At 69.9% G+C, this 25550-nt stretch carries 25 protein-coding genes; 11 read left to right on the top strand and 14 right to left on the bottom strand.

The window, feature by feature from the left end; all coding sequences use genetic code 11:
- Positions 1-154: 154 nt before the first annotated feature.
- Positions 155-1579 carry an allantoinase PuuE gene (gene puuE / locus EKE94_RS06640; RefSeq protein WP_127905817.1) on the bottom strand — a complete coding sequence of 475 codons (1425 nt, stop codon included), beginning with the start codon at positions 1577-1579 and terminating at the stop codon, positions 155-157.
- A gap of 89 nt (positions 1580-1668) precedes the next feature.
- On the opposite strand from puuE, the gene uraH reads away from it, so the two are divergent.
- From uraH to EKE94_RS06655, 3 genes are all read left to right on the top strand, one after another.
- Positions 1669-2028 (top strand): hydroxyisourate hydrolase, encoded by a 360-nt coding sequence (gene uraH, locus EKE94_RS06645; RefSeq protein ID WP_127905818.1) that lies wholly within the window; start codon positions 1669-1671, stop codon positions 2026-2028.
- Positions 2029-2155: 127 nt separating this feature from the next.
- Positions 2156-3184 carry an LLM class flavin-dependent oxidoreductase gene (locus EKE94_RS06650; RefSeq protein WP_127905819.1) on the top strand — a complete coding sequence of 343 codons (1029 nt, stop codon included), beginning with the start codon at positions 2156-2158 and terminating at the stop codon, positions 3182-3184.
- Between the two features lie 312 nt (positions 3185-3496).
- On the top strand, positions 3497-4717 hold the full coding sequence (locus tag EKE94_RS06655; RefSeq protein ID WP_127905820.1) for a urate hydroxylase PuuD: 1221 nt from the start codon (positions 3497-3499) through the stop codon (positions 4715-4717).
- A 141-nt stretch (positions 4718-4858) separates the two neighbouring features.
- Here the strand turns inward: EKE94_RS06655 and dtd are convergent, their stop codons facing one another.
- The 8 genes from dtd to EKE94_RS06695 all read right to left on the bottom strand — a co-directional run bounded on the left by dtd (position 4859) and on the right by EKE94_RS06695 (position 12571).
- Positions 4859-5296, bottom strand: a complete 438-nt coding sequence (gene dtd, locus EKE94_RS06660) for a D-aminoacyl-tRNA deacylase (RefSeq protein WP_127905821.1) — start codon at positions 5294-5296, stop codon at positions 4859-4861.
- Positions 5296-6255, bottom strand: a complete 960-nt coding sequence (locus EKE94_RS06665) for a carbohydrate kinase family protein (protein ID WP_127905822.1) — start codon at positions 6253-6255, stop codon at positions 5296-5298. Before EKE94_RS06665 ends, dtd begins: the two co-directional genes overlap by 1 nt.
- 296 nt (positions 6256-6551) lie before the next feature.
- Positions 6552-7556 (bottom strand): DUF2927 domain-containing protein, encoded by a 1005-nt coding sequence (locus EKE94_RS06670; RefSeq protein ID WP_127905823.1) that lies wholly within the window; start codon positions 7554-7556, stop codon positions 6552-6554.
- A 4-nt stretch (positions 7557-7560) separates the two neighbouring features.
- Complete coding sequence (locus EKE94_RS06675) at positions 7561-8748, bottom strand: toxic anion resistance protein (protein WP_127905824.1); 1188 nt, start codon at positions 8746-8748, stop codon at positions 7561-7563.
- A 40-nt stretch (positions 8749-8788) separates the two neighbouring features.
- Positions 8789-9556 (bottom strand): 5-bromo-4-chloroindolyl phosphate hydrolysis family protein, encoded by a 768-nt coding sequence (locus EKE94_RS06680; protein WP_127905825.1) that lies wholly within the window; start codon positions 9554-9556, stop codon positions 8789-8791.
- A 271-nt stretch (positions 9557-9827) separates the two neighbouring features.
- On the bottom strand, positions 9828-10064 hold the full coding sequence (locus EKE94_RS06685; protein WP_127905826.1) for a hypothetical protein: 237 nt from the start codon (positions 10062-10064) through the stop codon (positions 9828-9830).
- A 224-nt stretch (positions 10065-10288) separates the two neighbouring features.
- The gene (locus tag EKE94_RS06690) at positions 10289-11149 is read right to left on the bottom strand and encodes a TerC family protein (RefSeq protein WP_127905827.1); all 861 of its coding nucleotides are present in this window, start codon (positions 11147-11149) and stop codon (positions 10289-10291) included.
- Between the two features lie 135 nt (positions 11150-11284).
- Positions 11285-12571, bottom strand: a complete 1287-nt coding sequence (locus EKE94_RS06695) for a pseudouridine synthase (RefSeq protein ID WP_127905828.1) — start codon at positions 12569-12571, stop codon at positions 11285-11287.
- A gap of 221 nt (positions 12572-12792) precedes the next feature.
- Between EKE94_RS06695 and EKE94_RS06700 the strand changes: the two genes are divergently transcribed.
- Both EKE94_RS06700 and EKE94_RS06705 read left to right on the top strand, forming a co-directional pair.
- Entirely contained in the window at positions 12793-13248 is a 456-nt protein-coding gene (locus EKE94_RS06700; protein WP_127905829.1) for a nucleoside deaminase, read from the top strand.
- Between the two features lie 416 nt (positions 13249-13664).
- Entirely contained in the window at positions 13665-14894 is a 1230-nt protein-coding gene (locus EKE94_RS06705; RefSeq protein WP_164870849.1) for an AMP-binding protein, read from the top strand.
- A 109-nt stretch (positions 14895-15003) separates the two neighbouring features.
- Here the strand turns inward: EKE94_RS06705 and EKE94_RS06710 are convergent, their stop codons facing one another.
- Positions 15004-16032, bottom strand: a complete 1029-nt coding sequence (locus tag EKE94_RS06710; RefSeq protein WP_235855919.1) for an aldose epimerase family protein — start codon at positions 16030-16032, stop codon at positions 15004-15006.
- A 204-nt stretch (positions 16033-16236) separates the two neighbouring features.
- Positions 16237-16590 carry a YbaN family protein gene (locus EKE94_RS06715; RefSeq protein WP_127905831.1) on the bottom strand — a complete coding sequence of 118 codons (354 nt, stop codon included), beginning with the start codon at positions 16588-16590 and terminating at the stop codon, positions 16237-16239.
- A gap of 238 nt (positions 16591-16828) precedes the next feature.
- Between EKE94_RS06715 and rpiA the strand changes: the two genes are divergently transcribed.
- The 6 genes from rpiA to EKE94_RS06745 all read left to right on the top strand — a co-directional run bounded on the left by rpiA (position 16829) and on the right by EKE94_RS06745 (position 23454).
- Complete coding sequence (rpiA, locus tag EKE94_RS06720) at positions 16829-17617, top strand: ribose-5-phosphate isomerase RpiA (protein WP_127905832.1); 789 nt, start codon at positions 16829-16831, stop codon at positions 17615-17617.
- A gap of 172 nt (positions 17618-17789) precedes the next feature.
- Positions 17790-19166 (top strand): glutathione-disulfide reductase, encoded by a 1377-nt coding sequence (gene gorA, locus EKE94_RS06725; protein WP_127905833.1) that lies wholly within the window; start codon positions 17790-17792, stop codon positions 19164-19166.
- A gap of 84 nt (positions 19167-19250) precedes the next feature.
- Positions 19251-20426, top strand: a complete 1176-nt coding sequence (hflK, locus tag EKE94_RS06730; protein WP_127905834.1) for an FtsH protease activity modulator HflK — start codon at positions 19251-19253, stop codon at positions 20424-20426.
- A complete protein-coding gene (hflC, locus tag EKE94_RS06735; protein ID WP_127905835.1) occupies positions 20426-21610 on the top strand; it encodes a protease modulator HflC in 1185 nt (394 codons plus the stop codon). The genes hflK and hflC overlap by 1 nt, the downstream gene beginning before the upstream one ends.
- Entirely contained in the window at positions 21610-21804 is a 195-nt protein-coding gene (locus tag EKE94_RS06740; RefSeq protein WP_127905836.1) for a DUF2065 domain-containing protein, read from the top strand. Before hflC ends, EKE94_RS06740 begins: the two co-directional genes overlap by 1 nt.
- A gap of 171 nt (positions 21805-21975) precedes the next feature.
- Entirely contained in the window at positions 21976-23454 is a 1479-nt protein-coding gene (locus tag EKE94_RS06745; protein WP_407940874.1) for a DegQ family serine endoprotease, read from the top strand.
- Between the two features lie 109 nt (positions 23455-23563).
- Here the strand turns inward: EKE94_RS06745 and EKE94_RS06750 are convergent, their stop codons facing one another.
- From EKE94_RS06750 to EKE94_RS06760, 3 genes are all read right to left on the bottom strand, one after another.
- Positions 23564-24133, bottom strand: coding sequence for a nucleotidyltransferase family protein (locus EKE94_RS06750; RefSeq protein ID WP_127905837.1), 570 nt, complete (start codon positions 24131-24133; stop codon positions 23564-23566).
- Positions 24134-24162: 29 nt separating this feature from the next.
- Positions 24163-24690, bottom strand: a complete 528-nt coding sequence (locus EKE94_RS06755; RefSeq protein ID WP_235855920.1) for a peptidoglycan-binding domain-containing protein — start codon at positions 24688-24690, stop codon at positions 24163-24165.
- A gap of 395 nt (positions 24691-25085) precedes the next feature.
- Complete coding sequence (locus EKE94_RS06760) at positions 25086-25466, bottom strand: OB-fold nucleic acid binding domain-containing protein (protein ID WP_235855921.1); 381 nt, start codon at positions 25464-25466, stop codon at positions 25086-25088.
- Positions 25467-25550: the final 84 nt, after the last annotated feature.

Below are 25550 nucleotides of genomic sequence, written 5' to 3' on the forward strand. Positions count from 1 at the left end.
GCGCGTCCGGCCACCCGTGCAAGGGGGCGCCCGACCGCCCGCGCCGCGGCGAGCCACCATCCCCGACCCACCGCGCACGCCGCCCGCGCGGCATCCGGTGCAAGGTTGCGACGTTGGCCCGCAGGGACCCGACGCCCGCGCCGGGACTGCCCGCTCATGGCAGCCGCTCGGCCAGCCGCAGGGCGGCGATGCGCTCGACCTGCCGCGCGGCTGTGGCGATCTCGGTGTCGCGGTCGTTCTCCAGCCGCTGGCGAAAGGCGGCCAGTATCCCGGCCTTGTCGTGGTCGCGCACGGCGATGATGAAGGGAAACCCGAACTTCTCCTGATAGGCGGTGTTGAGCTCGGTGAACGCCGCACGCTCGTCGTCGGTCAGCGCGTCGAGCCCGGCGGAGGCCTGCTCGGCGGTGCTGTCGGCGGTCAGCCGCTGCGCCGCGGCCAGCTTGCCTGCCAGGTCGGGATGGGCGCGCAGGACGTCCAGCCGCTCGTCGTCCGAGGCCGTGCGGAATACCCGTGCAAGGGCCTGGGCTAGCCCCACCGCGCTGTCATGCGCGGGTCCCAGTTCAAGGCCATGCGCCCGCTCGGCGATCCACGGCGAATGCTCGTAGACTCCGCCCCAGTCCGCGACGAAGGCGTCGCGGTCCATCTGCGACGGACGCGCATGGTCCTGCGGCGGATGCGTCGCCGCCCAGTGGCGGGCGATGTCGATGCGCCGCGCGACCCAAACGCCCTCGTGCGCGGCAATGTGGTCCAGGAACCGCTCAAGCCCCCGAATCCGCCCCGGCCGCCCGATCAGGCGGCAATGCAGGCCGATGGTCATCATCTTGGGCTGCCCCGCCGCGCCCTCGGCATAAAGACAGTCGAAGGCGTCGGTCAGGTAGGATTCGAACTGCGCGCCGGAGTTGAAGCCCTGCGCCGTGGCGAAGCGCATGTCGTTGGCGTCCAGCGTGTAGGGAATCACCAGCTGATCCCGCGCGCCCACCCGCAGCCAGTAGGGCAGATCGTCGTCGTAGGTGTCAGACAGGTAGGTAAATCCGCCGTCCTCGGCCGCCAGCCGCACCGTGTTCATCGACGACCGTCCCAGGTAGAACCCCTGCGGCCGGGCGCCCGTCACCTCGGTATGCAGGCGGATGGCTTCGTTCAGGTGGTCGCGTTCGGTGGCTTCGTCGATGTCCTTGTACTCGATCCACTTCAGCCCGTGGCTGGCGATCTCCCAGTCGGCGTCCTGCATGGCCGCCACCTGGGCGGGGCTGCGGGCCAGCGCCTGGGCGACACCGTAGACGGTGACCGGCAGGCCGCGGCCCGTGAACAGGCGGTGCAGCCGCCAGAACCCGGCGCGGGCGCCGTATTCATAGATCGATTCCATGTTCCAGTGCCGCTGCCCGGGCCAGGGCTGGGCGCCGACGATCTCGCTCAGGAACCCTTCCGAGGCGGCATCGCCGTGCAACAGGTTGTTCTCGCCGCCCTCTTCGTAGTTCACCACGAACTGCACGGCGATCCGCGCGCCGCCGGGCCATTGCGCATCGGGCGGGGTGGGGCCGTAGCCGGCCATGTCGCGGGGGTAACGCGGCGTCTCGCTCATCTCGTCATCCTTCGTCTGCGACCTAGACTTAGAGCCGTCGCGCGGCGCCGATGCAAGGCCCGCTCCCCACTGCAACGACCGGAGTCACCATGGCCGAAGGCTATCTCACCACCCATGTCCTCGACACTGCCCATGGCCGCCCGGCCGCGGGCCTGATGATCGAGCTCTTCCGCATCGACGCCGACGGCGACCGGCACCAGATCGCCCAGGTCACCACCAACGACGACGGGCGCACGGACGCGCCCATCCTGCCCGCCGAGGCGTTCGAGATGGGCAGCTACGAGCTGGTCTTTCACGCGGGCGAATACCTCGATCACCATGGCCTCGCCCCCGACGCGCCGCGGTTTCTCGACGCGGTGCCGATCCGCTTCAAGATGGACACCGACACGCATTACCACGTGCCGCTGCTGCTGTCGGCCTACGGCTACTCAACCTATCGCGGCAGCTAGTCAGCCGGGCGCCGGGTCCGGCCGCCGCCCCGGTGCCTTGCCCGCACAGACCCTGTGCGGGCAAAGGCTCTGGCGCGTCGTACCCGCCTGCGCCACCTCTGGGCCAGCGAATGCGAAGGAGACGCAGATGGAAGTCGGACTTTACACCTTCGGCGACGTCGGAACCGATCCGGTCAGCGGCGAAAACGTCGATGCGGCCACGCGGCTGACCAACCTGATCGAGGAGATCGAGCTGGCCGACCAGGTCGGGCTCGACATCTTCGGCCTGGGCGAACACCACCGTCCGAACTACGCGATCTCCTCGCCCGCGACGGTGCTGGCGGCGGCGGCGCGGACCACGAAGTCGATCCGCCTGTCCTCGGCGGTCTCGGTGCTCAGCTCCGACGACCCGATCCGCGTGTTCCAGCAGTTCTCCACGCTCGACAACCTGACCGGCGGCCGGGCCGAGCTGATGGTAGGCCGTGGCAGCTTCATCGAAAGCTTCCCGCTTTTCGGCTACGACCTCGACGACTACAACGCGCTTTTCGAAGAAAAGCTCGCCATGCTGATGGCGATCAACGAAGACGAGCGGCTGGACTGGCCCGGCACCCGCTTCACGCCCCGCGTGGCAGGGCAGGGGGTCTATCCCCGCCCGGTCCAAGACCCGCTGCCGCTCTGGATCGCCGCTGGTGGCACGCCGGAAAGCATGGTGCGCGCGGGCGGGCTGGGTCTGCCGCTGGCGCTGGCGATCATCGGCGGCCAGCCGCGGCGTTTCGCGCCCCTGGCCGATCTCTACCGCCGCGCCGCCGCCCAGGCGGGCCACGCCGACAAGGCGCGCGTGTCTCTCAACGTCCACGGCTTCGTGGCCGAGGACAGCCAGCACGCCGCCGATACCTTCTTTCCCGCGCAGAAACAGGTGATGGACCAGATCGGGCGCGAACGCGGCTGGCCGCCGCAAAGCCGGGCGCAGTACGATGCTTCGATCGCGCGCGAGGGGGCGATGTTCGTGGGCTCGCCCGCGCAGATCACCGACAAGATACTGGGCCTGCGCGAAGATCTGGGGTTCGACCGCGTCACCCTGCAGATGGCCATCGGCATCCTGCCGCATGCCGAGATGCTGAAGGCGATCGAGGTTCTGGGCACCCAGGTCGCCCCCGAACTGCGCAAGGTGGCCTGACCCCCCGCGCCGCCGTTCCCCCCCTCAGCCGACCGTCCCCCATCCCCGACGCCGCGCAGCCGAAGGCGCCCCGCCCTCCCGCCTCCCCGCACTGCAGCGGCGTCCCAGCGGGGCGGCTGTCTTCTTCTCTTCCCAAATACTCCCGCCGGAGGCATCGCCCGGCACGGGCGACCGGCGCGGGTCCCCCGGGGCCCGCGACGCCCGGGCCCGCCCGGCCGCAAACCCGGGCGGCACCGCCGCGGCGCAGCGGGCGGCTTCCCTCCCGGTCCGACCCCGGTATAGGGTCGGGCCAAAAGCGTCAGAGGGACAGCCATGCAAGACTTCGCCATCCTGTGGGACTGGGCCGCCTTCGCGGTCCGATGGCTTCACGTCGTCACCGCCATCGCCTGGATCGGGTCGAGCTTCTATTTCATCGCGCTGGATCTCGGGCTCAACCGTCGCATCCCCGGCCCGGCGGATGGAGAGGAGTGGCAGGTCCACGGAGGCGGCTTCTATCACATCCAGAAATACCTCGTGGCGCCCGACGCGATGCCCGAGCATCTGACCTGGTTCAAATGGGAAAGTTACTGGACGTGGATGTCCGGCGCCGCGATGCTGATGATCGTCTACTGGGCGGGGGCCGAGCTCTACCTGATCGATCCCGCCAAGGCCGACCTCGCCGTCTGGCAGGGCATCGCGATCTCGGCCCTGTCGCTGGCGATCGGCTGGCTCGTCTACGATGCCCTGTGCAAGTCGCCGCTGGGCGCCCGGCCGACGACCCTCATGCTGCTGCTCTTCGTGCTGCTCGTCGCGATGTCCTGGGGCTACAACCAGGTCTTCACCGGGCGGGCGGCGCTTTTGCATCTCGGCGCCTTCACCGCCACGATCATGACGGCCAATGTCTTCTTCATCATCATGCCGAACCAGCGCGTGGTGGTGGCCGACCTCAAGGCCGGCCGCAAGCCCGACCCCAAGTACGGCAAGATCGCCAAGCTGCGTTCGACCCACAACAACTACCTGACGCTTCCGGTGGTGTTCCTGATGCTGTCGAACCACTACCCGTTGGCCTTCGGCACCGACAACGCCTGGATTATCGCCGCCCTGGTCTTCCTGATGGGCGTTACCATCCGGCACTGGTTCAACACCCGTCACGCCAGGGCCGGCAGCCCGCACTGGACCTGGGCCGCGACGGTCATCCTCTTCATCCTTATCGCATGGCTGTCGACCGCCCCGGCGTTCCAGCCGATCGAGGCCGCCGAGGCCCGTCCGATGACACCTTACGAGACGCGCTTTTCCCAGGCGCAAGGGTTTGACGAGGCCTATGACATCGTGCTCGGTCGCTGTTCGATGTGCCATGCGCGCGAGCCTGTCTGGGACGGGATTCGCCGGGCACCCAAGGGCGTGACGCTGGAAACCCGGGCCGACGTCGCCCGCCACGCGCGCGAGATCTACCTGCAGGCCGGCGTCAGCCACGCGATGCCGCCCGCGAACCTCACCGCGATCCCGCAGGAGGACCGCGACCGGCTGGCTGCATGGTATCGCGCCGGACGCTGAGGGCCCGCCCCGGCGCGCAAGCCGAGGACTGCCCGGCCCCAGGGCGGCGCCCACCCCTGTCCGCAATCGGCAGGGCCGCTCTCGGCAAACCTTCGCGCTCCCCGGTTCGTGCCCTAAATGGGGGCCGCAGGGTCAGGCGCCTTAGCTTTCCAGCCAGATCGTGACTGGCCCGTCATTGGTCAGGGTTACCGCCATGTCCGCCCCGAACCGCCCGGTCGCGACCTGCACGCCCTGGACGCGCAGTGCCGCGGCATAGGCCTCGTAAAGCGTCCGGCCCAGCTCGGGCGCGGCGGCGGTGGAAAACCCCGGTCGGTTGCCGCTGCGGGTGTCGGCGGCAAGCGTGAACTGGCTGATCACCAGGGCCGCGCCACCGGTATCCAGCAGCGACCGGTTCATCCGCCCCTCCGCGTCGCGGAAGATGCGCAGCTTCGCCGTCCGTCGCGCCAGCTTCTCGGCCGCTGCGGCATCGTCGCTCTCCATCGCGCAGACGAGGATGGCCAGCCCCGCGCCGATCTCGCCCAGTGTCTCGCCCGCCACATCGACCTTCGCAGTGCTGACCCGTTGCAGCAGGGCCCGCATCAAAGCTCCTCCGACCAGGGCGGATTGGCCCCGGCCCGCGACACTGTGACCGCGGCGGCCCGGATGCCCAGCGACAGCGCCGCCTCGATATCCTCGCGCGACAGCCCGGCAAGGCCTGCCCGGCTCAGCACGCCCGCCCGGTTCAGCCCTGCAAGGACGCCCGCGTTGAAGGTGTCCCCGGCGCCCACGGTGTCGACCACCTCGACCTTGCGCGCGGGCACGAAAACCTCGTCCGCCTCCGTCACCCCCAGCGCGCCTTCGGCCCCCCGGGTCAGGCATACCAGCCGCGGCCCCCGGCCCTGCGCATCATTGGCCAGCGCTTCACCGCCCAGCATTCCGCGGGCCAGCGCTGCCGGGTCGCCCGGTCCCTCCAGCCAGTGCAGATCCTCGTCCGAAATCTTCACGATGTCGGCGGCGGCGATCATCCGGCCGATGCGGGCGCGGTAGGCGGGCTCGTCCGCGACGAAGCCGGGGCGCACGTTGGGGTCGATCATCGTCACCGGGCCGGAGGCGCGGGTCGACAGTTCCAACATCAGCGTCTCGTAAGCCGTGCCGCAGGGCTCGACAGCAAGGGATATGCCGCCAAAGAACGCCGCCGCGATCTCGGGGCCGACCTGCGGCAGATCAGTGTCGCGCAGCATCCGCCCGGCCGTGCCCTCGTCGTAGAAGGCATAGCGCGCCTGCCCCTCGGCCAGCTGAACGAAGGCCAGCGTGGTCGGCCTGTCGCTGCGCGCCGCCCGGTCCGCACTGACGCCCGAGGCATCGAGCGCCGCGATCAGCTGAGCGCCGAAAAGGTCGGTTGAGAGGCCTGAAAAAAACGACACCGGCGCGCCCAGCCGTCCCAGCGCGATGGCGGTGTTGAATACCGCGCCACCGGAATACGGGGCGAAAGCGGGCTCGCCCCTCTCGGACACGCGCGGCAGCATATCGATCAGCGCCTCGCCGCTACACAGGATCATGCGCACCCCCCATTTTCTCGGCCCCAATTTTCCGGGCCCTCATTCTGCCTGTGCGCTTCTAGGCTGCCGCAAGCCGTCCGGCAATCCATGCCCATGGTCGAGCCCCCCGTCCACGACCCGCTTTCGCCCCCGACACCGACCCGGGCGACGCCGCGCCCTTTCTTCTCTTCCAAAATACTCTCCGGGGGTGCGGGGGTGGAAAACCCCCGCCGCGCCACATCGGCCATCGGCACGCCGCGGATCCTGGCTGCGCCACGCCTGCGGCCAGCGCACCTCCCGCATGCCCGACGGTCCGGTCAGCTCGTCCCGTCGAGGTATTCTCCGGCGATCACCCGGGCGAGTTCTCCGGCCGCGTCCGCGTCCATACCGGGTCGCATCCGCGGGTCGTAAAGCATCCTCAGCATGTACTCGTCCATCTCGGTCAGCAGGGCGAATTCCTCGTCGTCGTTGAAGACCGAGGGCCGCGCGGCGGGGCTGTCATTGGCCAACCCCATGCCTTGCGCGATTTCCTCGTGCACGCAGGACAGGCGCAAGAGGTCGGGCGTTTCCGCGCGGATCACCGCCACCGCCTTGGAGTACTCCCCGGTGTCGTTGGGATCGAGCGCGAAGACCAGGCAATAGGTCGTCCGCGGCAGGTCGATCACGGTGTCCAGGGCGGCGCGGCTGATCCCGGGGATGAAGGCACGGAACTCGGGTTCGAGCGCGCGGCGCTCGGCCTCGTTGACGACGTAGACGCGGAAGTTCCCGCCAGACGACACCTGCGAAATCGGGTGCCCCGTCACCCGCGACAGGCGCGCGGCATAGCCGACGATATCCGCGCGGTCGCTCGCCTTCTGCGCCTCAGGCACGGCGTCGCCGAACTCGATCTGCATCGAGATCGGGCGCTCCCACCGATGCAGGCGGCTGGGACGTTCGAGGGCGACCAGCCGCCCGCCCTGCGCGGTGTACTCCTCGAAAAGGGCAATCCGGACAAAACTGTCGGCCAGCCGGCGGGAATCGATCGGCGTGTCTGGCCCGCCACCGTCGGTGCGCAGCAGTCCGCGGGCCTGGAATCCCGTCTCGATGCGCCCGTAATAGGCGGCCAGTTCCTCGCTCGTCGGGTCGGGGCGGGCGCGGACGGCCGGCGGTTCGGGCACGGGCGGCGGCGCCAGCTCGGCTGGCCGTTCGGGCGGGCGCGGTACGGGCTCGACCGGCGCCACCACCTCGCAACCGGCCAGCGCCAGCGCCAGCGTGGCGCCCGCGGCCCAAAGGCCTGGGCCGCGCGTCGCGCCCTTGCGTCCCGGAACCTCGGTCCGATCCATCTCGCTACCTCCTCGGAACCGAGCGGCCAGCCGCCGCGGCGGGGCCAGACCGGGTGTGCGCGGCCGAAAGCGCCTCGCGCAGGTCGCGCTCCATTTGCTCAAGGTCGGCTTCGGCGGCGGCGCGGGTCTCGCGCCCCTCGTCGGCGATGGCGAGGCTTTCCTCGATCGTGTCGATCAGCTCGGCATTGGCCTGCCGCACCGTCTCGATGTCGAAGGCGCCGCGCTCGACCTCTTCTCGGACGGTGCGGTTTGCCTCGCGCAGGTTCTGCGCGTTCGAGGTCAGAAGCTCGTTGGTCAGGTCCGTCGCCTCGCGGACCGCGTCCGCGGCTTCGGCCGAACGCTGGATCGTCAGCCCCTGCGCCAGCTGGGTTTCCCAAAGCGGCACGGTGTTGACGAGGGTCGAGTTGATCTTGGTGACCAGCGCCTTGTCATTTTCCTGGACCAGCCGGATCGAGGGCAGCGCCTGCATCGTCACCTGCCGCGTCAGCCGCAGGTCGTGCACCCGCCGGTCGAGATCGTCGCGCGCGGCGCGCAGGTCGCGCAGCTCCTGCGCGCGCAGCACTTGTTCGGCCTCGGGCGCGGCGTCGACCTCGGCCGCCTTGGCCGGAATATCCTCGGCATCCACGCGGCGCAGCTTTTCCACGCCCGCCGCGATGTAGAGCCCGAGCTCGTCGTAGAATTCGAGCGTCCGCTCGTAGAGCTTTTCGAGCGCCTTGATATCCTTGAGCAGCCTGTGCTCGTGTTCCAGCAGGTTGTCCGTGATATGGTCGATCTGGCCCTGCACCGTCTCGAACCGTGCCGAGAAGCGTTGGATGGGGGCCATCTGGCCCGTGATCCGCTCCCACCACGACCGTGTACGCCGCATGTCGAGTTCGGACACGGAAAAGCCGCGCAGCGTCGTCACGATCTGGCGCAAACTGTCGCCGGCGGGGCCGATATCCTTGTTGCGCACATCGCCCAGCATCGACTGGCTGATCTTCTGCAGCTCGTCCTGCGCGCCGGCGCCGAAATACATCACCGTCCCGATGTCCGACAGGTCGAGCTCGGCGATGCGCCGCTCGATCTCGGGCGCCTGTGCGGCGGCGGGATCGTAGGGCGCGGGTTCGGCCTGCGGCTCGGGCAGGTCGACCGACGCGATCTCGTCGACGAGCGCGCCTGTCTCTTCGGCCTTGGCGCGTGTGGTATCGGACATGACGTCGGTCTTCCTTTTCGATTGCCGTCTCGCGGTCGGCCTACCGGCTCAGAACACCCTCGCGGCCCAAACGATCCCTCAGCACCTCGATCTCGATATCGAGGTCCGAGCGGTCGTCAAGCAGCATGCGCTCGCGCCGCGCGTCGAATCCGCGTTCGAGGTCGTCGAGCAACGCAAGGTAGTCGGCGCGCGCGGTGGCGTCGGGGCGGCGGGCGTAGAGATCGGCGAACTTGGCCGAGGCATCGCGCGCGCCCAGAAGGTAGACCCCGAGGTAACGCCGGGCCTGCGACAGCTCGCGCGGATCGCTTTCGACCTGCCGGCACATGTCGCGGGCCGTGTCGCGGAAGGCGGCCACCCGCGCGTCGAGCTCGGGGTCGCCCAGCCGCGCGATGGCCTCCCGCATCGCGGCCAGATGCGCCTCGGCCTCGTCCACGACGCGGGCGATGCGCGCGGATTGCAGATCGTCGATTCCCTCGGCGGTCTTGTCCCGCAGCGGGTCCGCGCCGAAGGCCATGACATGCAGCCCGGCCCCAAGGACGGCAAAGATCGCGGCATCGGCGAACCCGGGATCGGCAAGCCCGGGCAGGGCCAGCGCCGCGCCCGAGAGGCCCGCGCCGAAGATCTTGCGCGGAATGGCGGGGCGCTTGGCCGTGACGCGGTCGTCATAGGCGGCCTCGGCCTTCAGCCCTTCGCGGGTCAGGGCGGCGGCGGCGACCAGCCCTCCGCCCGCCAGAAGGTGCAGCGCCAGGCCCAACGGGTCCTGCCAGAAACCCGACAGGATCAGCGGTGCCGCGGACAGCGCCAGCATGTTGGTGCGCCCGGTGCCGCGGACCGGGCGGGACAGCCGCCGCCCGGGACGCCGCGATCCGGGTCCCTTCGGCCGTGTCTTGTCAGCTAGCGGCCCATCCTGCCGGGGGCCGTCTGAGCTGGCCCCTTCGGCACGCGGGCGCCGTCGGATCCCGGGCACCTTGCGCGGATCGTCCGAGGGCGTGACGGCCGTGTCGCGGCCCCGGTCGTCAACCGGGTCGCGACGTTGGTCGCGCCGGGGCACAGCGTCGTCATAGCCGTCGGCCATCGCGTCAGCCCCCCGCGACCGAGACGTAGAACACCAGCGCAACCAGAAGCGCAAAGGCCGTTTTCTGCATGATCCCTCCCCCGGGCGCATCGATCGGTGACACGGAACGCGCGTCGCTGCGACTGTCGGGACGTGTCGCCGAACGCCCCTGCCGCGTGGCGGCGCGCAGGATCTCGACCACGACCAGAACGGCGGCCAGCAGGGCCGCCAGGCAGAAGACAGCGAAAATCAGTCTCGACATGTGCGTCCGCCCCTCGCGTTTCGCGTGTACCCCTTCACGATATGGGAAGGGCGCCGGGGTTTTCACCCCCTTGCCGGTCCGACCATGGCCCGAACGCCTGTCAGGATTGAACCTGTGCCGCCCGCGCGCCGCCGCGGGCCTTCAGGGGGGGCAGGGAAGTGGCCGGCCCCGGGGTCATGTCCCGTCAGGTCCCGGGGCCGCGCGTCGGGCCCCGGGTGGTCGGGTCAGAGCGGGCGCTGCCCCTCGGCGCGGCGCTGGCCCGGCAGCTCGCCCTTGCGGGCGGCGCGGCGTTCGGCGTCCAGCTTGCGGGAATAGCCCGACTGGATCACTTCGACCAAGACAAGCACGATGACCGAGAAATAGAACGTCGTCTTTGACATCGGCACCAGCGCGTAGTCGAAGATGTGGATTGCCAGCGTCTCGTCATGCATCGCATGCGAGGCCGCGAGCCCCGCCTCGCCCAGAAGCACCACGCCGACGATCAGCAGGATGAAGAGGCCCAGCACCTCGTACATCCTGTTCTTCTGCAGGAACGCGGTCACGGTATCGGCCAGAAGCAGCATAGCCAGGCCCGACAGGACGATGGCCACGGCCAGCACGACAAAGACGTCGGTGATCGCGATGGCCGACAGCACCGAATCGAACGAGAAAATCAGGTTCATCGTCACGATCAGGGCGATCACCCCGGCCGCGGACTTGCTCGACTTGGCCTCGACATCCGTTTCCAGATGTTCGACCGCCAGCATGTGGCTGATCTCCTTGACCGCGGTGTACATGATGAAGATGCCGCCCACGAGGTAGACGAGGGTGGCGAAGTTCACGCCGCCCTCGAGCACGCCGTCCCAGTCGAGCACGAAGAACGGTTCGGACAGAAGACCGATCAGGTGCAGCATCACGAAGAGCAGGACGACCCGCAGGACCACGGCGATGATGATGCCCCAGAACCGCACGGCGCGTTGCTGCGCGACCGGCGCGCGCTGGCTTTCGATCGAAATGTAGAGCAGGTTGTCGAAGCCCAGAACTGCCTGCAGGAACAGCAGCATGAGCAGGTTGCCCGCGTTTTCGAAGGTCAGAAGGTCGGCCATGCGTCGCGCTCTCCGTGGTGTGGTCGTCTAGGGGAATGATCGTGGGGCAGGGGCCCGGGCAGGGCGTCCCCGGTTCGGTATGCTCCGGTCGGGCAAGCTCCGGGGGCGGGGGCCCCGGTGTCGGACGTTCCGGTGTCAGCCACGCGATGGCTTGCCCCGCCTGTTGTTCGGGGTGGCGCCGGATTTCGGGCCATTCGACGCCGCCCCGCGTGGTTTCTGCCCGCCGGAGTTGGACCCTTTGGAGTTGGAGCCACCAGACTTCTGCCCACCGGAGTTCGGCCCACCAGTCCTGGAACCGCTGCTTTTCGAGCCGTCGGACCTGGGGCTGGCCGCGCGTGACCCCGCGGACCTCGGCCCGTTTGCCGCGAACCGTTTCGTCCCGAAGCCTTCCGGCGCTGAGGTCCTGCCCGATCGGCCCTGGCCATCCGAGGGCGCTTTGCCCCGGGGCCCCGACGCGGTGCCGGTTGCCTTTCCGGTGCCGGACCGTCCCGGGGCGCCCTTGGCGTCCCCGGTGCGGGGCTTCGCGACGCCCGGTCGTGCGGATTTGCCAGGGAGTTTGCCCGCGGGGCGGTCCGTGTTTCGGTCCGTGCTTCGGGCCGGGCGGGGCGCGTCGGGGCCGCGTTCGGAGGCCGGTTTGGGGGCGTCGCCATGGCCGGGTTTGCGGCGGCGTTGCGGCTGCGGGCGCGGCGTGTCGTCCAGCCCCAGCTGATCGCGCACCACGCGCGGCTTCACCTCCTCGACCGCGCCGGGCTTCAGATCGCCCAGCCGGAAGGGGCCGTAGCTGATCCGGATCAGGCGCGACACCGGCAGGCCCACCGCCTCCATCGCGCGGCGGATCTCGCGGTTGCGGCCCTCGCGCAGGCTGACGGTCAGCCAGGCATTGGCGCCCTGCTGGCGGTCGATCGTCACGGTCATGCCCTGGAACGTCTCGCCCTCGACCGTGATTCCGCGCCGCAGCGGGGCCAGGTCTTCATCCTTGGGCGATCCGTTGACCCGCACCCGGTACTTGCGCACCCAGCCTGTCGTGGGCAGCTCCATCCGGCGCTTGATATCGCCGTCGTTGGTCAGGATCAGCAGACCTTCGGAGTTGAGGTCGAGCCGACCCACCGACATCACCCGCGGCATGTCGTCGGGGAGGGTGTCGAACACCGTTTCGCGCCCCTTCTCGTCGCGCGCGGTGGTCACGAGGCCCGAGGGCTTGTGATAGAGCCACAGGCGGGGCGGTTCGGCCGCGCCGATCTCGGCGCCGTCCAGCGTGATGCGGTCGGCCTCGGTCACGTTCAGCGCGGGGCTCAGGATCTTGCGGCCGTTCACCGCAATGCGGCCGGCCTCGATCATGCGTTCGGCATCGCGGCGGCTGGCGACGCCGGCGCGGGCCAGAACCTTGGCGATGCGGTCGCCGGGGGGCGGTGTGTCGGTCATGTCCCTGCGATAGCGCGGAGGGGCTGCGAAGGAAAGCGGCTTGCGGTCCGCCGGGCGCCGCGGGTCGGTCGGGCGCCGCTGTCTGCCCTCTTCCGGCACCGGGACGACGATGCGAGACGCCGCGCTCGGCGGCCCTGGCCCGGCGTTGCCATAGGCGCCGCCCGGACCGGACCCGGCCAGGCCCTTGCGACTGGCGGCGCTTGCGGGGCATGTGGGGCGTCATGAGCCCGTTTCGCAGCCACATGGACCTGGCCCTGAGCCAGGCGCGTGCCGCCGCCGCCCGGGGCGAGGTGCCGGTCGGCGCCGTCGTCGTGGCGCCCGACGGCCGGGTGCTCGCGGCCGAGGGCAACCGGGGCCGCGAGCGCGCCGACCCCACCGCCCATGCGGAGATGCTGGCGATCCGGGCCGCCTGCGCCGCCTTGGGCTCGGAGCGGCTGACGGGCTGCGCGCTGTACGTCACGCTCGAACCCTGCCCGATGTGTGCCGCGGCGATCGGGGCGGCGCGGATCGCGCGGCTATACTACGGCGCCGCCGACCCGAAATCGGGGGGCGTGGCGCAGGGGCCACGGATCTTCGGCCATCCCCAGTCGCATCACGTGCCCGAGGTCTATGATGGCCTCGCCGCCGAGGACTGCGCTGCCCTCCTGCGCCGCTTCTTCGCGGAACGACGCGGGTAGCGCCGCCGCCCCTGGCGGGCGCAGGGGCGGACCCTCCCATGGGGCGATTGGAGCCCCGGCGAGGGGCGCGCCGCCTCCGTTGCGGCGGGCGCTGGGCGATACAGGGCAGGCAGCCGGGTCCGGGACCCCGGGGTGCCGATCCGCGGGCAGAAAGTGTCACCTGTCGCCGACGCGCAGACAGTGACCCCCGTGGACGGCCCCATCCGAGCATGACAGGGCGCCCGCCCTGCATGCGCGGCGGCTGCCGCGGTCGCCCGCGGCCCCGGCCCCTGGTGGTCCGCCTGCGGCCAAGGGCCGCGCGCCGCGTGCCCGCCAGGACCACGCGGAACATCCCCGCAGGCTCGGGGCTTTCCCCGGTACCCGGACGGCGGGGTGCGATGGCCCGGACGGCAGGGCGCGATGGAAGGACGAGGATTATGGCGAACCCGCTCTATGACATGCTTCTGGCCCGTGGAGAGGGCTCGGACGCCCCCTTCCTGATCCAGTCCGGCCCTCAACCGGGCGGCGACCCGATCAGCCATGGCGCCTTTCACGACCTGACTGGCGCCATGGCCAACGCGCTGACCGAGCTGGGCCTTGTCCCCGGCGACCGGATGGTGACGGCGCTGCCGACATCGGCACTGTACCTGGGGCTGGTCTATGGCGCGGTGCGGGCCGGGGTCGTCGTCGTCCCGCTCGATCCGGCGGGGGACGCAGCCATGGCGGCGCGCGTGATCGCCGACTGCACCCCCGCGCTGGTCGTCACGGAGGCGGGCGGCGGCGACGATGACAGCGCCCCCGAAGCTGGCGCTGGCGCGCGGGAGGCTGCCGCCGCGGCCGGGGTGCGGTGCGAACGGCTTGGGCCGGGCGGCCGGCTGGGCGCGGCGGCCACGGCGACCGGCGCCGCGGCCGCGCAAGAGCCCATGGACCGCGAGCCCGACGACCCCGTCGCGCTGTTCTACGCACCCGACGGGCCGTTGCGGGGCGTGATCGCGACCCAGATGAACCTGCTTTCGACAGCCCTCACCCTGTCGGACCTCTGGCGCCTGTGGGACAGCGATGTCGTCCTGCACGCCCTCCCCGGATGGGCGCGCGACGGCGCCTTTGCCGCCCCCGGCACGATGCTCGAGGTCGGCGGCGCGATGATCCTTGTGCCGGCGGACGATCCGGAGGCCACCATGCAGGCGCTGCCGCAGGCGACGGTGATGATGGGCCGGGCGGACCCCTATGCCCGGCTGATCGGCACGCCCGGGTTCGCGGTGCAGGAGGGGGACGGCCCACGGGTCTTCATCGCCTGCTGGGACCGGGTCGCGGAGCCGGATCTGGCGGCATTCCACGACCGGACCGGCCAGCGCATCCTGCAGGCCTACGGCATCGCCGAGGCCGGCATCGTCGCCTCGCCCCCGGGCGAGGGCGAGCGGCGCGCGGGAAGCGTGGGCTTTCCGCTGCCGGACGTCGAGCTGCGGATCACCGATCCCGCGGATGGCAAACCCTTGCCGGACGGCGAAACCGGGGTGGTCGAGCTGCGTGGTCCCAACGTCTTTCCCGGATACTGGGCCCAGCCCGAGGCGACGGCCGAGGTGCTGCGCGCCGACGGATTCCTCGTCACCGGCGATCTCGGACGGATCGACGAAGACGGCTACGTGCAGATCGTCGGCCGGGTGTGAGCGCAGGCCAGAGCGGCCCGCCGCGCGCCGCTTGTCCCGGTCCGCGCAGGCCCGGTTGCGGCTTTAACGGCCCCAAGGGCTGGGCCGGTCCGGGATGCCCCGACCGGGGCTAGTCGCGCAGGCTGAACGCGTATCGCGTGTGCTGTCGGTAGGTCTGGCCGGGGTCGAGCCGGACCGACGGAAACTCAGGCCGGTTCGGCGCGTCGGGCCAGCCCTGCGGCTCGATCGCGAACCCGCAGCCGGGCCCGTAGGGCACGCCCAGATGGCCTTCATGGGGCTGCGTGTCGGTGGGCGCGCTGTCGAAGACCTGCAGGCCGGGCTCGGTCGTGGACAGCGTCATCCGCACCCCATCGCGCCCGGTCAGGACCAGCACCTCGGTCATCTCGCGGCGCCCGGAGGCAAGGCAAAAGTTGTGGTCGAGCGGCGGCGCCTCGCCGGGTCGGATCTGTCGCGTGGTGCGGAAATCGTAGGGCGTGCCGGCCACCGCGGCGATCTCGCCCGTGGGCAGCGTTTCGGCGTCGACGGGCAGGTAGTGTTCGGCCGCGATCTGCAGGCTGTGGCCCGCCCAGTCCGGCGCACCGTCGAGGTTCCAGAACGCGTGGTGCGCAAGATTCATCAGCGTCGTGGCATCCGTCTCGGCCTCGATCGTCAAGTCGAGCGTGGCCTCGGCGGTCAGGCGATATTCGGCCCGGATGCGCCTTGCGCCGGGAAAGCCGTCGGTCCCGTCGGGCAGATCAAGCGCAAGGGTCACGCGGTCGGGGGCGTGCGACACGACCTCCCATATCCGGGCGTGCAGGCCGGTGAAACCGCCGTGCAGGGTGTGACGTCCGGCCTGGTTAGCGTCGAAGTCGTAGACATTGGCGTCGATCCGGGCGCGGCCGCCCGAGATGCGGTTCGCCACCGGGCCGACGATCGCGCCGAAATAGGCCAGGGGGCCCTCATAGGGGGGCAGGTCGGGGGCGCCCAGCACCAGCGACTGCGGGCGCGGGGCAAAGGTCAGCTCTTGCAGGATCGCGCCGCGCGTCAGGATTCCCGCCCGAAGATCGCCTTTCTCCAGGGCGATGCGATGCACCATGCGCCCCTGCGCATCTCTCCCGAACTCCGTGATCTGCGCGCCCTCGTTGCGTTCCGTGGTCATCAGCACTCCCTCCCGGCCACCTGCGCGACCGGCCCCCATGGGACGGCCGGGCCCGGGCGGCCCCGTCATCGCGCGCAGTCTGTCGCAGTGCGCCGGGCAGGACAACCGGCGGGCGGCATCCGGGTCGGTCGCGACGGCGATGTCGGGGGACGCGGGGCGCGCGACGGCCCGCCCCGATCGCGCAGCGTCCCCGCGGCGGGCGGGCTAGTCCGGTCGGGTCAGCACGAAGGTCGCCGCCCCGGCAAGGCACAGGCCCTGCAACGTCAGCGCCAGCGGAGGCAGTCCCAGCGCCACGCCCAGCCCGAAGGCCGCGGCCATGGCCACCGCGGCCGCGATCTTGGCCCGGCGCGAGATCGCGCCGTTCGCCTCCCAGTGGCGGATCGGCGGGCCGAGGCGGGGGTGATCGATCAGCCAGGCCCGGGCGCGCGGGCTGCCCTTACCGAACAGGAACGCGGCCAGCAGCAGAAACGGCGTCGTGGGCAGCATCGGCAGCGCGATCCCGACGAACCCGAGCGCCACGGCGATCCAGCCCAGGCAGAGATAGACATACCGGCGCATTGCGACATCCTTCGGCCTTTGCGGACCCGGCGCGGGGCAGGCGCCCCCGTCGCGTGCTGCGACGCGCGCGGTCCGACGGGGCGAACCTAGGGCGGCCGCGGGGCCCCCGCCAGTGGGCGGCGGGCCGAAGCGCCGGGGCAGGGGGCCGGTGCGTCGCGGTTCAAATGGGCTTACCTTACGCCATGGTTTTGGCCTATAGAGACGGCGTTTGCCATTAGCCTGCGAGATTTTGCGCCCCATGTCCGGACAGTTGTCGCCCATCGATACCGCCAAGTTTGTCGCCGCCAAACGGGCCTGCGATTTTGTCGAGGACGGAATGCGTCTGGGGCTCGGCACCGGATCGACCGCCGCGTGGCTGGTGCGCTGCCTTGGCGAGATGGTGCGCGAGGACGGGCTGCGGATCACCGGGGTGCCGACCTCGGTCCGCACGGCCGAGCTGGCGCGGCAGGTCGGGATCACCGTCACCAGCCTGGACGAGGCCAAGTGGCTGGACCTGACCATAGACGGCGCCGACGAAGTCGACCCCGAGCTGAACCTGATCAAGGGCGGCGGCGGCGCGCTGCTTCAGGAAAAGATCGTCGCCACGGCCTCGGACCGGATGCTGGTGATCGCCGACGTCTCGAAGCAGGTGCAGGCGCTGGGCGCCTTTCCCCTGCCGATCGAGGTCGTGCCTTTCGGCTGGCGTACCACCAAGGCATTGATCGAGGAAACGCTGACCTCGCTCGACGTGCTGGGCGACCAGGCCTCGCTTCGGCTGAACGGCGATCAGGCCTATGTCACGGACGAGGGGAACTATATCCTGGACCTGCATCTGGGCCGCATCGGCAACCCCCGGCAGCTGGCGCTGGTGGTCAACCAGATCCCCGGCGTGGTCGAGAACGGGCTGTTCATCGACATCTGCGACGTGGTCATCACCGGCCACGGCTCGGGCAAGGTCGAGGTGCGCGACATCAATACCGGCACAACCGAGGAAGACCGCATCGAGTTCGTCGATAATTCGAACCTGTTTTCCGACCTGAACGACTGAGGCGCCTGCGCGTCCGGGCCGTGCGCTCAGGCTGCGCCCCGGCCGGCGCGCCGCGTGTGCCCGGCCCCCCGGTGCGTCATCTCGGCGGGTCGGGGGCAGTGGGCAGAGTGCGGCGGGCGCCGGACTGGCCATGGGGCATGGTTTGTGAAATACCCCTTCCGGCAGCCGAGGGATGGACAGCGACGTGAGCGAATTCGACTACGACCTCTTCGTGATCGGTGGCGGATCGGGCGGCGTGCGCGCGGCGCGGATCGCGGCCGGCGAGCACGGCGCCCGCGTCGGCCTGGCCGAGGAATACCGCATGGGCGGCACCTGCGTGATCCGCGGCTGCGTGCCCAAGAAGCTGATGGTCTTCGCCAGCGGCTACGCCCAGCAGGTCGCCGACGCGGCCGAGTACGGCTGGGACGTACAGCCCGGCGGCTTCGACTGGTCGGTCTTCCGGCCCAGGCTGCGGGCCGAACTCGACCGGCTCGAGGCCGCGTATCGCCGCAATCTCGAACGGGCCGGCGTCACCATCCACGACACCCGCGCAACGCTGGCCGACGCGCATACCGTGCGGCTGGCCGACGGCGGCGAGGTGACGGCGAAGCATATCCTCATCGCCACCGGCGGCACCCCCTTCGTGCCCGAGACGGTGAAGGGCTGGGAACATGTCCTGACCTCGAATGACATCTTCCAGATGGAGCGGCTGCCCAAGCGGCTTCTGATCGTCGGCGGCGGCTATATCGCCTGCGAATTCGCCTGCATCCTCAACGGGATGGGCGTCGAGGTGACGCAGTATTACCGCGGTGCGCAGATCCTGCGCGGCTTCGACGAAGAAGCCCGCGGCCATATCTCGGAACTGATCCGGTCGCGCGGCATCGACCTGCATGTCGGCGCGGACGTGGCCGAGATCGACAAGCGTCCGGGCGGCGTCTGGGTCAAGACCACTGATGGCCGCGAAGAGACCTTCGACGATGTGCTCTACGCCACCGGCCGCGCGCCGCTGACGGCGGGCCTCGGGCTGGAAGAGCTGGGGGTCGAGCTGGGGCGGCGCGGCGAAATCGTGGTCGACGAATGGTCGCAGACCTCGGTGCCCTCGATCTATGCCGTGGGCGACGTGACCGACCGCATCAACCTGACCCCGGTGGCGATCCGCGAAGGCCATGCCTTCGCCGACACCGTCTTCGGCGGTCGGCAGGTCAAGGCAGACCACGATCTGGTGCCGGGCGCGGTCTTTACCCAGCCGGAATACGGCTATGTCGGCATGACCGAGGAACAGGCGCGCGAGGCGGGTCCGATCGAGGTCTATTGCGCCAACTTCGCACCGATGAAGAATGCCTTCATCGGGCGCACCGAACGCGTGCTCTTCAAGCTGATCGTCTGTGCCGACACGCGCCGCGTTCTGGGCTGCCACATCGTGTCCGAAGAGGCAGGGGAATTGATCCAGATGGCCGCCATCGCGATCAAGATGGGCGCGACCAAAGAGGATTTCGACCGCACCGTGGCCGTCCACCCGACAGTGTCGGAGGAACTCGTCACCATGCGACAGCCTGTCCGCACAGCTTGAATTCGGCGGATTCGCGCCCAGATGCAGATCTAGGGCGCACCATGATTACAAAAGCTTCACCTGACCAAGGGGGATGACACCTATATGGCCAGCAACAACGGCGGACCCTGGGGCGGAGGCCCGCGCGGCGGATCGGATGGCGACGAGAGCCGTCCGGGACCCGGGCCGCGCCGTCCCGCGAACAACGGCGGCGACCGGCCGCAGGTTCCCGACATCGACGACATCGTCCGCAAGGGGCAGGAACACCTGCGCGTCCTGATGGGCGGCCGCGGCAACCGCCCGCCCTCGAACGGCGGCGGATCGGGCGGGCCGGGCGTTTCGCGCGGGACCGTGGGCATCGCGGTGTTGGTCCTCGTGGCGCTCTGGGCCTTCTCCAGCTTCTACACCGTCCGTCCCGAGGAACGCTCGGTCGAGCTTTTCCTGGGCGACTTTTCGGAGGTGGGGCAGCCGGGCCTGAACTTCGCGCCGTGGCCGGTGGTCACCGCCGAGGTGATCCCCGTCACCACCGAGCGGACCGAGGATATCGGCGTCGCCCGCGGTGCCGGCGATGTCGATGCGGGCTTCATGCTGACGACCGACGAAAACATCGTGGACATCGACTTCCAGGTCGTATGGAACGTCACCGACCCGGCGGAATTCCTGTTCAACCTGCGCGACCCCGAGCAGACCGTGCGCGCGGTGTCGGAATCCGTCATGCGCGAGGTCATCGCCCAGTCCGAACTGGCGCCGATCCTGAACCGCGACCGGGCCACCATTGCCCAGACCGTGCAGGAACGTATCCAGTCGACGCTGGACAGCTACCAGGCCGGCATCAACATCGTGCGCGTCAACCTCGACAAGGCCGACCCCCCGGGCGACGTCATCGCGTCCTTCCGGGAGGTGCAGGAGGCCGAGCAGGAGCGTGACCGCCTGCAGCGGCAGGCCGATGCCTATGCCAACCGCGTTCTCGCCGGGGCCCGTGGTGAAGCCGCGCAGGTTCTCGAGGAGGCCGAGGCCTACCGCGCCCAGGTCGTCAACGAGGCCGAGGGTGACGCCAGTCGCTTCACCGCCGTTCTGACCGAGTACCAGAATGCCCCCGAGGTGACGCGCAAGCGCCTCTATCTCGAGACGATGGAAGAGGTCTATGGCCGCATCGACAAGATCATCCTCGATGACAGTGCGGGCGGTGCCGGGGGGCAGGGGGTCGTGCCCTATCTGCCTTTGAACGAACTGCGCCGCTCGTCCGGCCAGTCCGCCACCCAGACCGGAGATCAGAACTGATGCGCAAGCTTACCATTCTCGTGCCGATCCTGATCGTGGCGGTGGTTCTGCTGCTGTCGTCGATCTTCATCGTGAAAGAGACCGAAAAGGCCCTGGTTCTGCAGTTCGGCCAGATCAAGAAGGTGCAGGAAGAGCCCGGCATCGGGTTCAAGGTGCCCTTCGTCCAGCAGGTCGTGCGCTACGACGACCGGATCCTGTCGCTCGACACCGAACCTTTCGAGGTGACGCCGTCGGACGACCGTCGTCTGGTCGTCGATGCCTTCGCGCGCTACCGCATCGCCGACGTGGTGCAGTTCCGCGAAGCCACCGGCGCGGGTGGTGTGCTCGACGCCGAGCGGCGGCTGGCCAACATCCTGAACGCCCAGACCCGCGCCGTTCTGGGCGCCGAGGGCGTGACCTCGAATACCATCCTGTCCGAGGAGCGTTCGGTCCTGATGGAGCGGATTCGCGACGAGGCACGCGAACGGGCGCAGGCCATCGGCCTCGATGTCGTCGATGTCCGGCTCAAGCAGACCAACCTGCCCGAGCAGAACCTCGAAGCCACCTTTGCCCGGATGCGGGCCGAGCGTGAACGCGAAGCCGCCGACGAGGTGGCGCGCGGCGAAGAGGCGGCGCAACGGGTCCGTGCGCTGGCCGACAGGACGGTGGTCGAACTGGTCTCCGAGGCCAACCGCGAGGCCGAGATCGTCCGCGGTGAGGCCGACGCCCGCCGCAACGCGATCTACGGCCAAGCTTACGGTGCGAACCCCGAGTTCTTCGAGTTCTACCGGTCGCTCGAAGCCTACCAGCGGGCGCTGAACGGCGACAACTCGACCATGGTGATGTCGCCCGAAGGCGAGTTCTTCAACTACCTGCGCTCCGATCAGGTGCGGGGCGAGGGCGGGTCCCAGTCCGGCGCCGCTCCGGCAGCGGCTGCGGGCGAAGAGGCTGCCGCGTCGCAGTCCCAAGCGGACGACGCCGTGACCGATACGGGCACCGGCGCGCTTGCCGAGGACGAGGATGTCGCCCTCCCCGAGGGAACCGACACGGATGCCGCCGACACGGGCGCGTCCGACACTGATGGGTCGGGTACGAGCGAGGCGCAGGCCGCGGCAAACGGCCCTGCCGCCGCGTCCGATGACGCCACGGAGACGGGCGATCCGGCGGCGGCACCCGCCACCACAGGCGCGGACGAAACCGACTGATGGCGACGATCCTGCTCGGGATCGGTCTTGCCTGCGCGTTCGAGGGGCTGGTGTTCGCACTGGCCCCTCGTCGTCTTGAGGAGGCCCTCGCTGCCCTCCAGCGCCTGCCGATCGACGCGCGGCGCCTCATGGGCCTTGTCTTCCTGGCCGGCGGCGTCGCGATGGTGTGGCTCGCCCGCCTTTTCGGAGCGTGACGCGCGCGCCTTCCCCGGCCGGGGTTTTCCAATGTGTCAAGCGCTCACGCCGCTTTTACGCAAAGAGATCCGAGCTTGTGTTGCCTTCGGGCCGCTCTGTCGTCAGGTTGAGCCCCGGGACGCCGGGACCTCCGGCCACCCACAAGAATTATTCGAGCAAAGGAGTTCGGTGTGAGATCACAAGCCGCAACCCTGGGCCAGCACCGCGACGCCTCGCTGCGCGCGCTCTGGGCCCTGATCCTCGGCGCCGCGCTGGTCATTGCGCAGACGCTGCAGGCCGACGCGCGCGGCGCGCCGGAAAGCTTCGCCGATCTGGCCGAGCAGGTCAGCCCCTCGGTGGTGAACATCACGACCACGACCACCGTCGCCACCCGCGGGGGACCGATCCCGGAACTGCCCGAAGGATCCCCGTTCGAGGATTTCTTCCGCGACTTCATGGACCGCAACGGCCCAGGCGGCCCGGATCAGGCACCGCGCCGCAGCCAGGCGCTGGGCTCGGGCTTCGTGATTTCCGAAGACGGCTACATCGTCACCAACAACCACGTCATTGAAGGTGCCGACGAGATCAGTGTCGAGTTCTTCTCGGGCACTATCCTCGACGCCGAGATCGTTGGCACGGATCCCAATACCGACATCGCCCTGCTGAAGGTCGAGGCTGACACGGCGCTGCCGCATGTCTCGTTCGGCGACAGCGAAGCCGCGCGGGTCGGAAACTGGGTGATGGCGATGGGCAACCCGCTGGGGCAGGGCTTTTCGGTGTCGGCCGGGATCGTCTCGGCCCGTGGTCGGGCGCTGTCTGGCCAGTATGACGACTACATCCAGACCGACGCTGCCATCAACCGCGGCAACTCGGGCGGGCCGCTCTTCAACATGGATGGCGAGGTGATCGGCGTGAACACCGCGATCCTGTCGCCCAACGGCGGTTCGATCGGCATCGGCTTCGCGATGGCGTCCAACGTCGTCACCCGCGTTGTCGATCAGCTTCAGCAATACGGCGAAACCCGCCGCGGCTGGCTGGGCGTGCGCATCCAGGACGTGGGCGAGGACATCGCCGAAAGCCTCGGGCTGGAAGAGGCGCGCGGCGCGCTTGTCACCGACGTTCCCGAAGGGCCGGCAGCCGAGGCGGGCGTGGAATCCGGTGACGTGATCCTCAGCTTCGACGGCGCCGATGTCGACGACACCCGCGGCCTCGTCCGTCGTGTCGGCAACACCGAGGTCGGCAAGGTGGTGCGGATGACCGTCTACCGCGACGGCGAGACCCGCACGCTGAAGATCACCCTCGGCCGCCGCGAAGAGGCGGAGGGCCCCGTGCCCGCAGCCGCTGGCGCCGATGAGGCAGAGCCTGACGAAAGCGACGTGCTGGGCGTCAGCGTGTCGTCGATGACCGAAGAGTTGCGCAACCAGCTGGGCCTGCCCTCGGGCTCGGACGGTCTGGTCGTGACCGACGTCGACGAGATGAGCGAGGCCTACGAGAAGGGCGTGCGCGCCGGCGACGTCATCACCGAGGCCGGCCAGCAAAAGGTCGCCACGCCGGACGAGCTGGAGGCCCGCATCGACGAGGCGCGCGAGGCCGGACGCAAGTCGCTGCTGCTTCTGGTCCGCCGCGAGGGCTCGCCCCGCTTCGTGGCCCTGCCGGTGGACGAAGGCTGACGCGCCGATCTTTCTGATCACGGCGGAAGGGCGCCCCCTGGGGGCGCCCTTCTTTCGTTTGGGGGGTGTCAGGGCGCGTGGCCCTCCACGATCCCGGACGGACACCCGGTCACTGCGCCTTTCGAACGGGACGAACGGACAGCCGCGGCCAGCGGTCCAGCCACCCCTTGGCGGCGATCCGCGCCCGGAACGCGGCTACCTTGCGGGCGTCGCTGCTGGTAGGTCGCAGGACCAGCCCCCGAAGATCGTGCAGGCCGAAGGGGGCCGCAATCCGGCAGGTTCCGCCCGCGCGGGACACGGCTATGGCTGTTGCGGTCTCGGGCCAGAACCGCATGGCGTCCGCGACCGACGTGTAGGGTAGGTCGCCGTTGCGTTCATGCATGCGGGCCTGATTCCGCACGCTCCACGAAAGCCCGGGAACGGCAGTCGCGAGACGGCTCTCAAGCTCGGCTTCGTAATCGCGGCTCGGCCGCCCGGGGTCGAAGAACAGAACATCCACGTCCGCGTCGCGGCAGTCGCTTGCCCGACCGTGAAGATGGTCCCAGACGAGATTTCTGACGAACCCGGCGCCGATACACCCTTGGGGAAGCCCCAGGGCCTCGACAGCGGCAAGCGCGGTCCAACGCTGCGCATCCGCCCGGATCAGGGCGGCGATATCGATATCCTGAGGGTGTCTCATGGCGTTGAAACCGGGCGCGGGCATAGCTGTCAGTCCGGGGCAGGCAGCGCCTCTTTGCGGTCGTAGATGATCAGGCCCAGCCGCTTAGCCGCGGCGATGCTGAGGACGCCGCTGTTCAGCCCCTCGGTGCGCTGGAAGCGGCGGACAGCGTCCCGGGTCGCCGCGTCGGCCAGGCCCGTGACCGGCCCGGTGTAGAAGCCCCGAACCTTCAGCGCGCGCTGAAGCGAGGCGACGAATTCCTCGGTCATCTCGGGCGGGCAGGGGGTTTCGAACCAGACCTCGCGTCGTTCGGTCACGATCCTCGGGCGGCGCTCGGTGCGGGTCTGCGCCGGGGTCGCGACCGTTCCGTCCGGGGCCAGGACGGCGGGGGTGAGTTCGATCTCCTCGGTGACGGTTTCGATCACCGCGGGCGTTACGTCGCGGCCATAGCAGGCATCGGGATCGGCGCCCTCGGGGATGTCCGATCCGCCCGAATCGACCTGTGGTTCAAGGAAACGGCTGACCGCGGGCGGGGTCGGCGCGCAAGCGTTGAGGGCGAGGCAGAGGCCGATGCCCACGCCGGCGACGGACCATACCGGGCCGGTCGCGCGGCGCGTCCGGCCCTGCGTTTGCGACCGTGGTGTCGGCGGCGTGAACATCCCGTGGTGCCTCGCATTTCTGCCGGGACCGCCCCGGGCGCAGAGCGCAGGATAGCCGCGCGGCCCCCCTCGCGGAAGCAACCCGGGCGCGATCGTCGTGCCGGTGGTGCCGCGGTGCCGCAGCCCGGAGGCGCGCGCACCGGCGGGGTATCCGCCGGATCCATGGACCGGGGCCGGGTGCTGTCGAGGCTTTCGCTGCGACGCCGGGCGCCCGCGCATGGCCTGTCGGGGCCGCGGATGTCGCGATCGGCCGACCGCTCCGACTGCGGCCCGAGCACCTCGCCATAGCGCGCGTGCAGTGCGGCTTTACGGGGTCAGTCCGCAGGGCGCAGAAGCTCGTCCAGCATCGGGCTGATATCCTCGATCACCTCGGCGATCACGTGCACCACCGCGCCGTCGCGCTGCAGCCGCCCCGTCACCCGCAGACAGCGCCCGGCGATCACCGCGCGGCGGAATCGTTCGTAAAGCGCGCGCCAGACGATGACGTTGCAGATTCCGGTCTCGTCTTCGAGCGTCAGGAAGATCACGCCCTTCGCCGTCCCGGGCCTTTGCCGGACCAGCACCAGCCCCGCGACCGCCACCCGCGCGCCATTGGGCGGATCCGCCAGCCGCGCATGCGGCAGACAGGCCGGCGGCCGCGGCCATCCCGCAGGCTGTGCGGGGGCGGGCAGGGGGGCACCCTGGTCCGAAGCCATGGCCGGGGGAGTCGTCGGTGAAGACAGGTTTCGCATGTGAACATATATAGAACATGTCTACCCCGATGCCAAGCCGCAGCGTGA

Source organism: Mesobaculum littorinae, assembly GCF_004011175.1.
Lineage (GTDB): Bacteria > Pseudomonadota > Alphaproteobacteria > Rhodobacterales > Rhodobacteraceae > Tranquillimonas > Tranquillimonas littorinae.

Coding starts and splice junctions, on each gene's coding strand:
- puuE (WP_127905817.1), bottom strand. CDS start 1,579: ATGAGCGAGACGCCGCGTTACCCCCGCGACATGGCCGGCTACGGCCCC.
- uraH (WP_127905818.1), top strand. CDS start 1,669: ATGGCCGAAGGCTATCTCACCACCCATGTCCTCGACACTGCCCATGGC.
- EKE94_RS06650 (WP_127905819.1), top strand. CDS start 2,156: ATGGAAGTCGGACTTTACACCTTCGGCGACGTCGGAACCGATCCGGTC.
- EKE94_RS06655 (WP_127905820.1), top strand. CDS start 3,497: ATGCAAGACTTCGCCATCCTGTGGGACTGGGCCGCCTTCGCGGTCCGA.
- dtd (WP_127905821.1), bottom strand. CDS start 5,296: ATGCGGGCCCTGCTGCAACGGGTCAGCACTGCGAAGGTCGATGTGGCG.
- EKE94_RS06665 (WP_127905822.1), bottom strand. CDS start 6,255: ATGATCCTGTGTAGCGGCGAGGCGCTGATCGATATGCTGCCGCGCGTG.
- EKE94_RS06670 (WP_127905823.1), bottom strand. CDS start 7,556: ATGGATCGGACCGAGGTTCCGGGACGCAAGGGCGCGACGCGCGGCCCA.
- EKE94_RS06675 (WP_127905824.1), bottom strand. CDS start 8,748: ATGTCCGATACCACACGCGCCAAGGCCGAAGAGACAGGCGCGCTCGTC.
- EKE94_RS06680 (WP_127905825.1), bottom strand. CDS start 9,556: ATGCTGGCGCTGTCCGCGGCACCGCTGATCCTGTCGGGTTTCTGGCAG.
- EKE94_RS06685 (WP_127905826.1), bottom strand. CDS start 10,064: ATGTCGAGACTGATTTTCGCTGTCTTCTGCCTGGCGGCCCTGCTGGCC.
- EKE94_RS06690 (WP_127905827.1), bottom strand. CDS start 11,149: ATGGCCGACCTTCTGACCTTCGAAAACGCGGGCAACCTGCTCATGCTG.
- EKE94_RS06695 (WP_127905828.1), bottom strand. CDS start 12,571: ATGACCGACACACCGCCCCCCGGCGACCGCATCGCCAAGGTTCTGGCC.
- EKE94_RS06700 (WP_127905829.1), top strand. CDS start 12,793: ATGAGCCCGTTTCGCAGCCACATGGACCTGGCCCTGAGCCAGGCGCGT.
- EKE94_RS06705 (WP_164870849.1), top strand. CDS start 13,665: ATGGCGAACCCGCTCTATGACATGCTTCTGGCCCGTGGAGAGGGCTCG.
- EKE94_RS06710 (WP_235855919.1), bottom strand. CDS start 16,032: ATGACCACGGAACGCAACGAGGGCGCGCAGATCACGGAGTTCGGGAGA.
- EKE94_RS06715 (WP_127905831.1), bottom strand. CDS start 16,590: ATGCGCCGGTATGTCTATCTCTGCCTGGGCTGGATCGCCGTGGCGCTC.
- rpiA (WP_127905832.1), top strand. CDS start 16,829: ATGTCCGGACAGTTGTCGCCCATCGATACCGCCAAGTTTGTCGCCGCC.
- gorA (WP_127905833.1), top strand. CDS start 17,790: ATGGACAGCGACGTGAGCGAATTCGACTACGACCTCTTCGTGATCGGT.
- hflK (WP_127905834.1), top strand. CDS start 19,251: ATGGCCAGCAACAACGGCGGACCCTGGGGCGGAGGCCCGCGCGGCGGA.
- hflC (WP_127905835.1), top strand. CDS start 20,426: ATGCGCAAGCTTACCATTCTCGTGCCGATCCTGATCGTGGCGGTGGTT.
- EKE94_RS06740 (WP_127905836.1), top strand. CDS start 21,610: ATGGCGACGATCCTGCTCGGGATCGGTCTTGCCTGCGCGTTCGAGGGG.
- EKE94_RS06750 (WP_127905837.1), bottom strand. CDS start 24,133: ATGAGACACCCTCAGGATATCGATATCGCCGCCCTGATCCGGGCGGAT.
- EKE94_RS06760 (WP_235855921.1), bottom strand. CDS start 25,466: ATGGCTTCGGACCAGGGTGCCCCCCTGCCCGCCCCCGCACAGCCTGCG.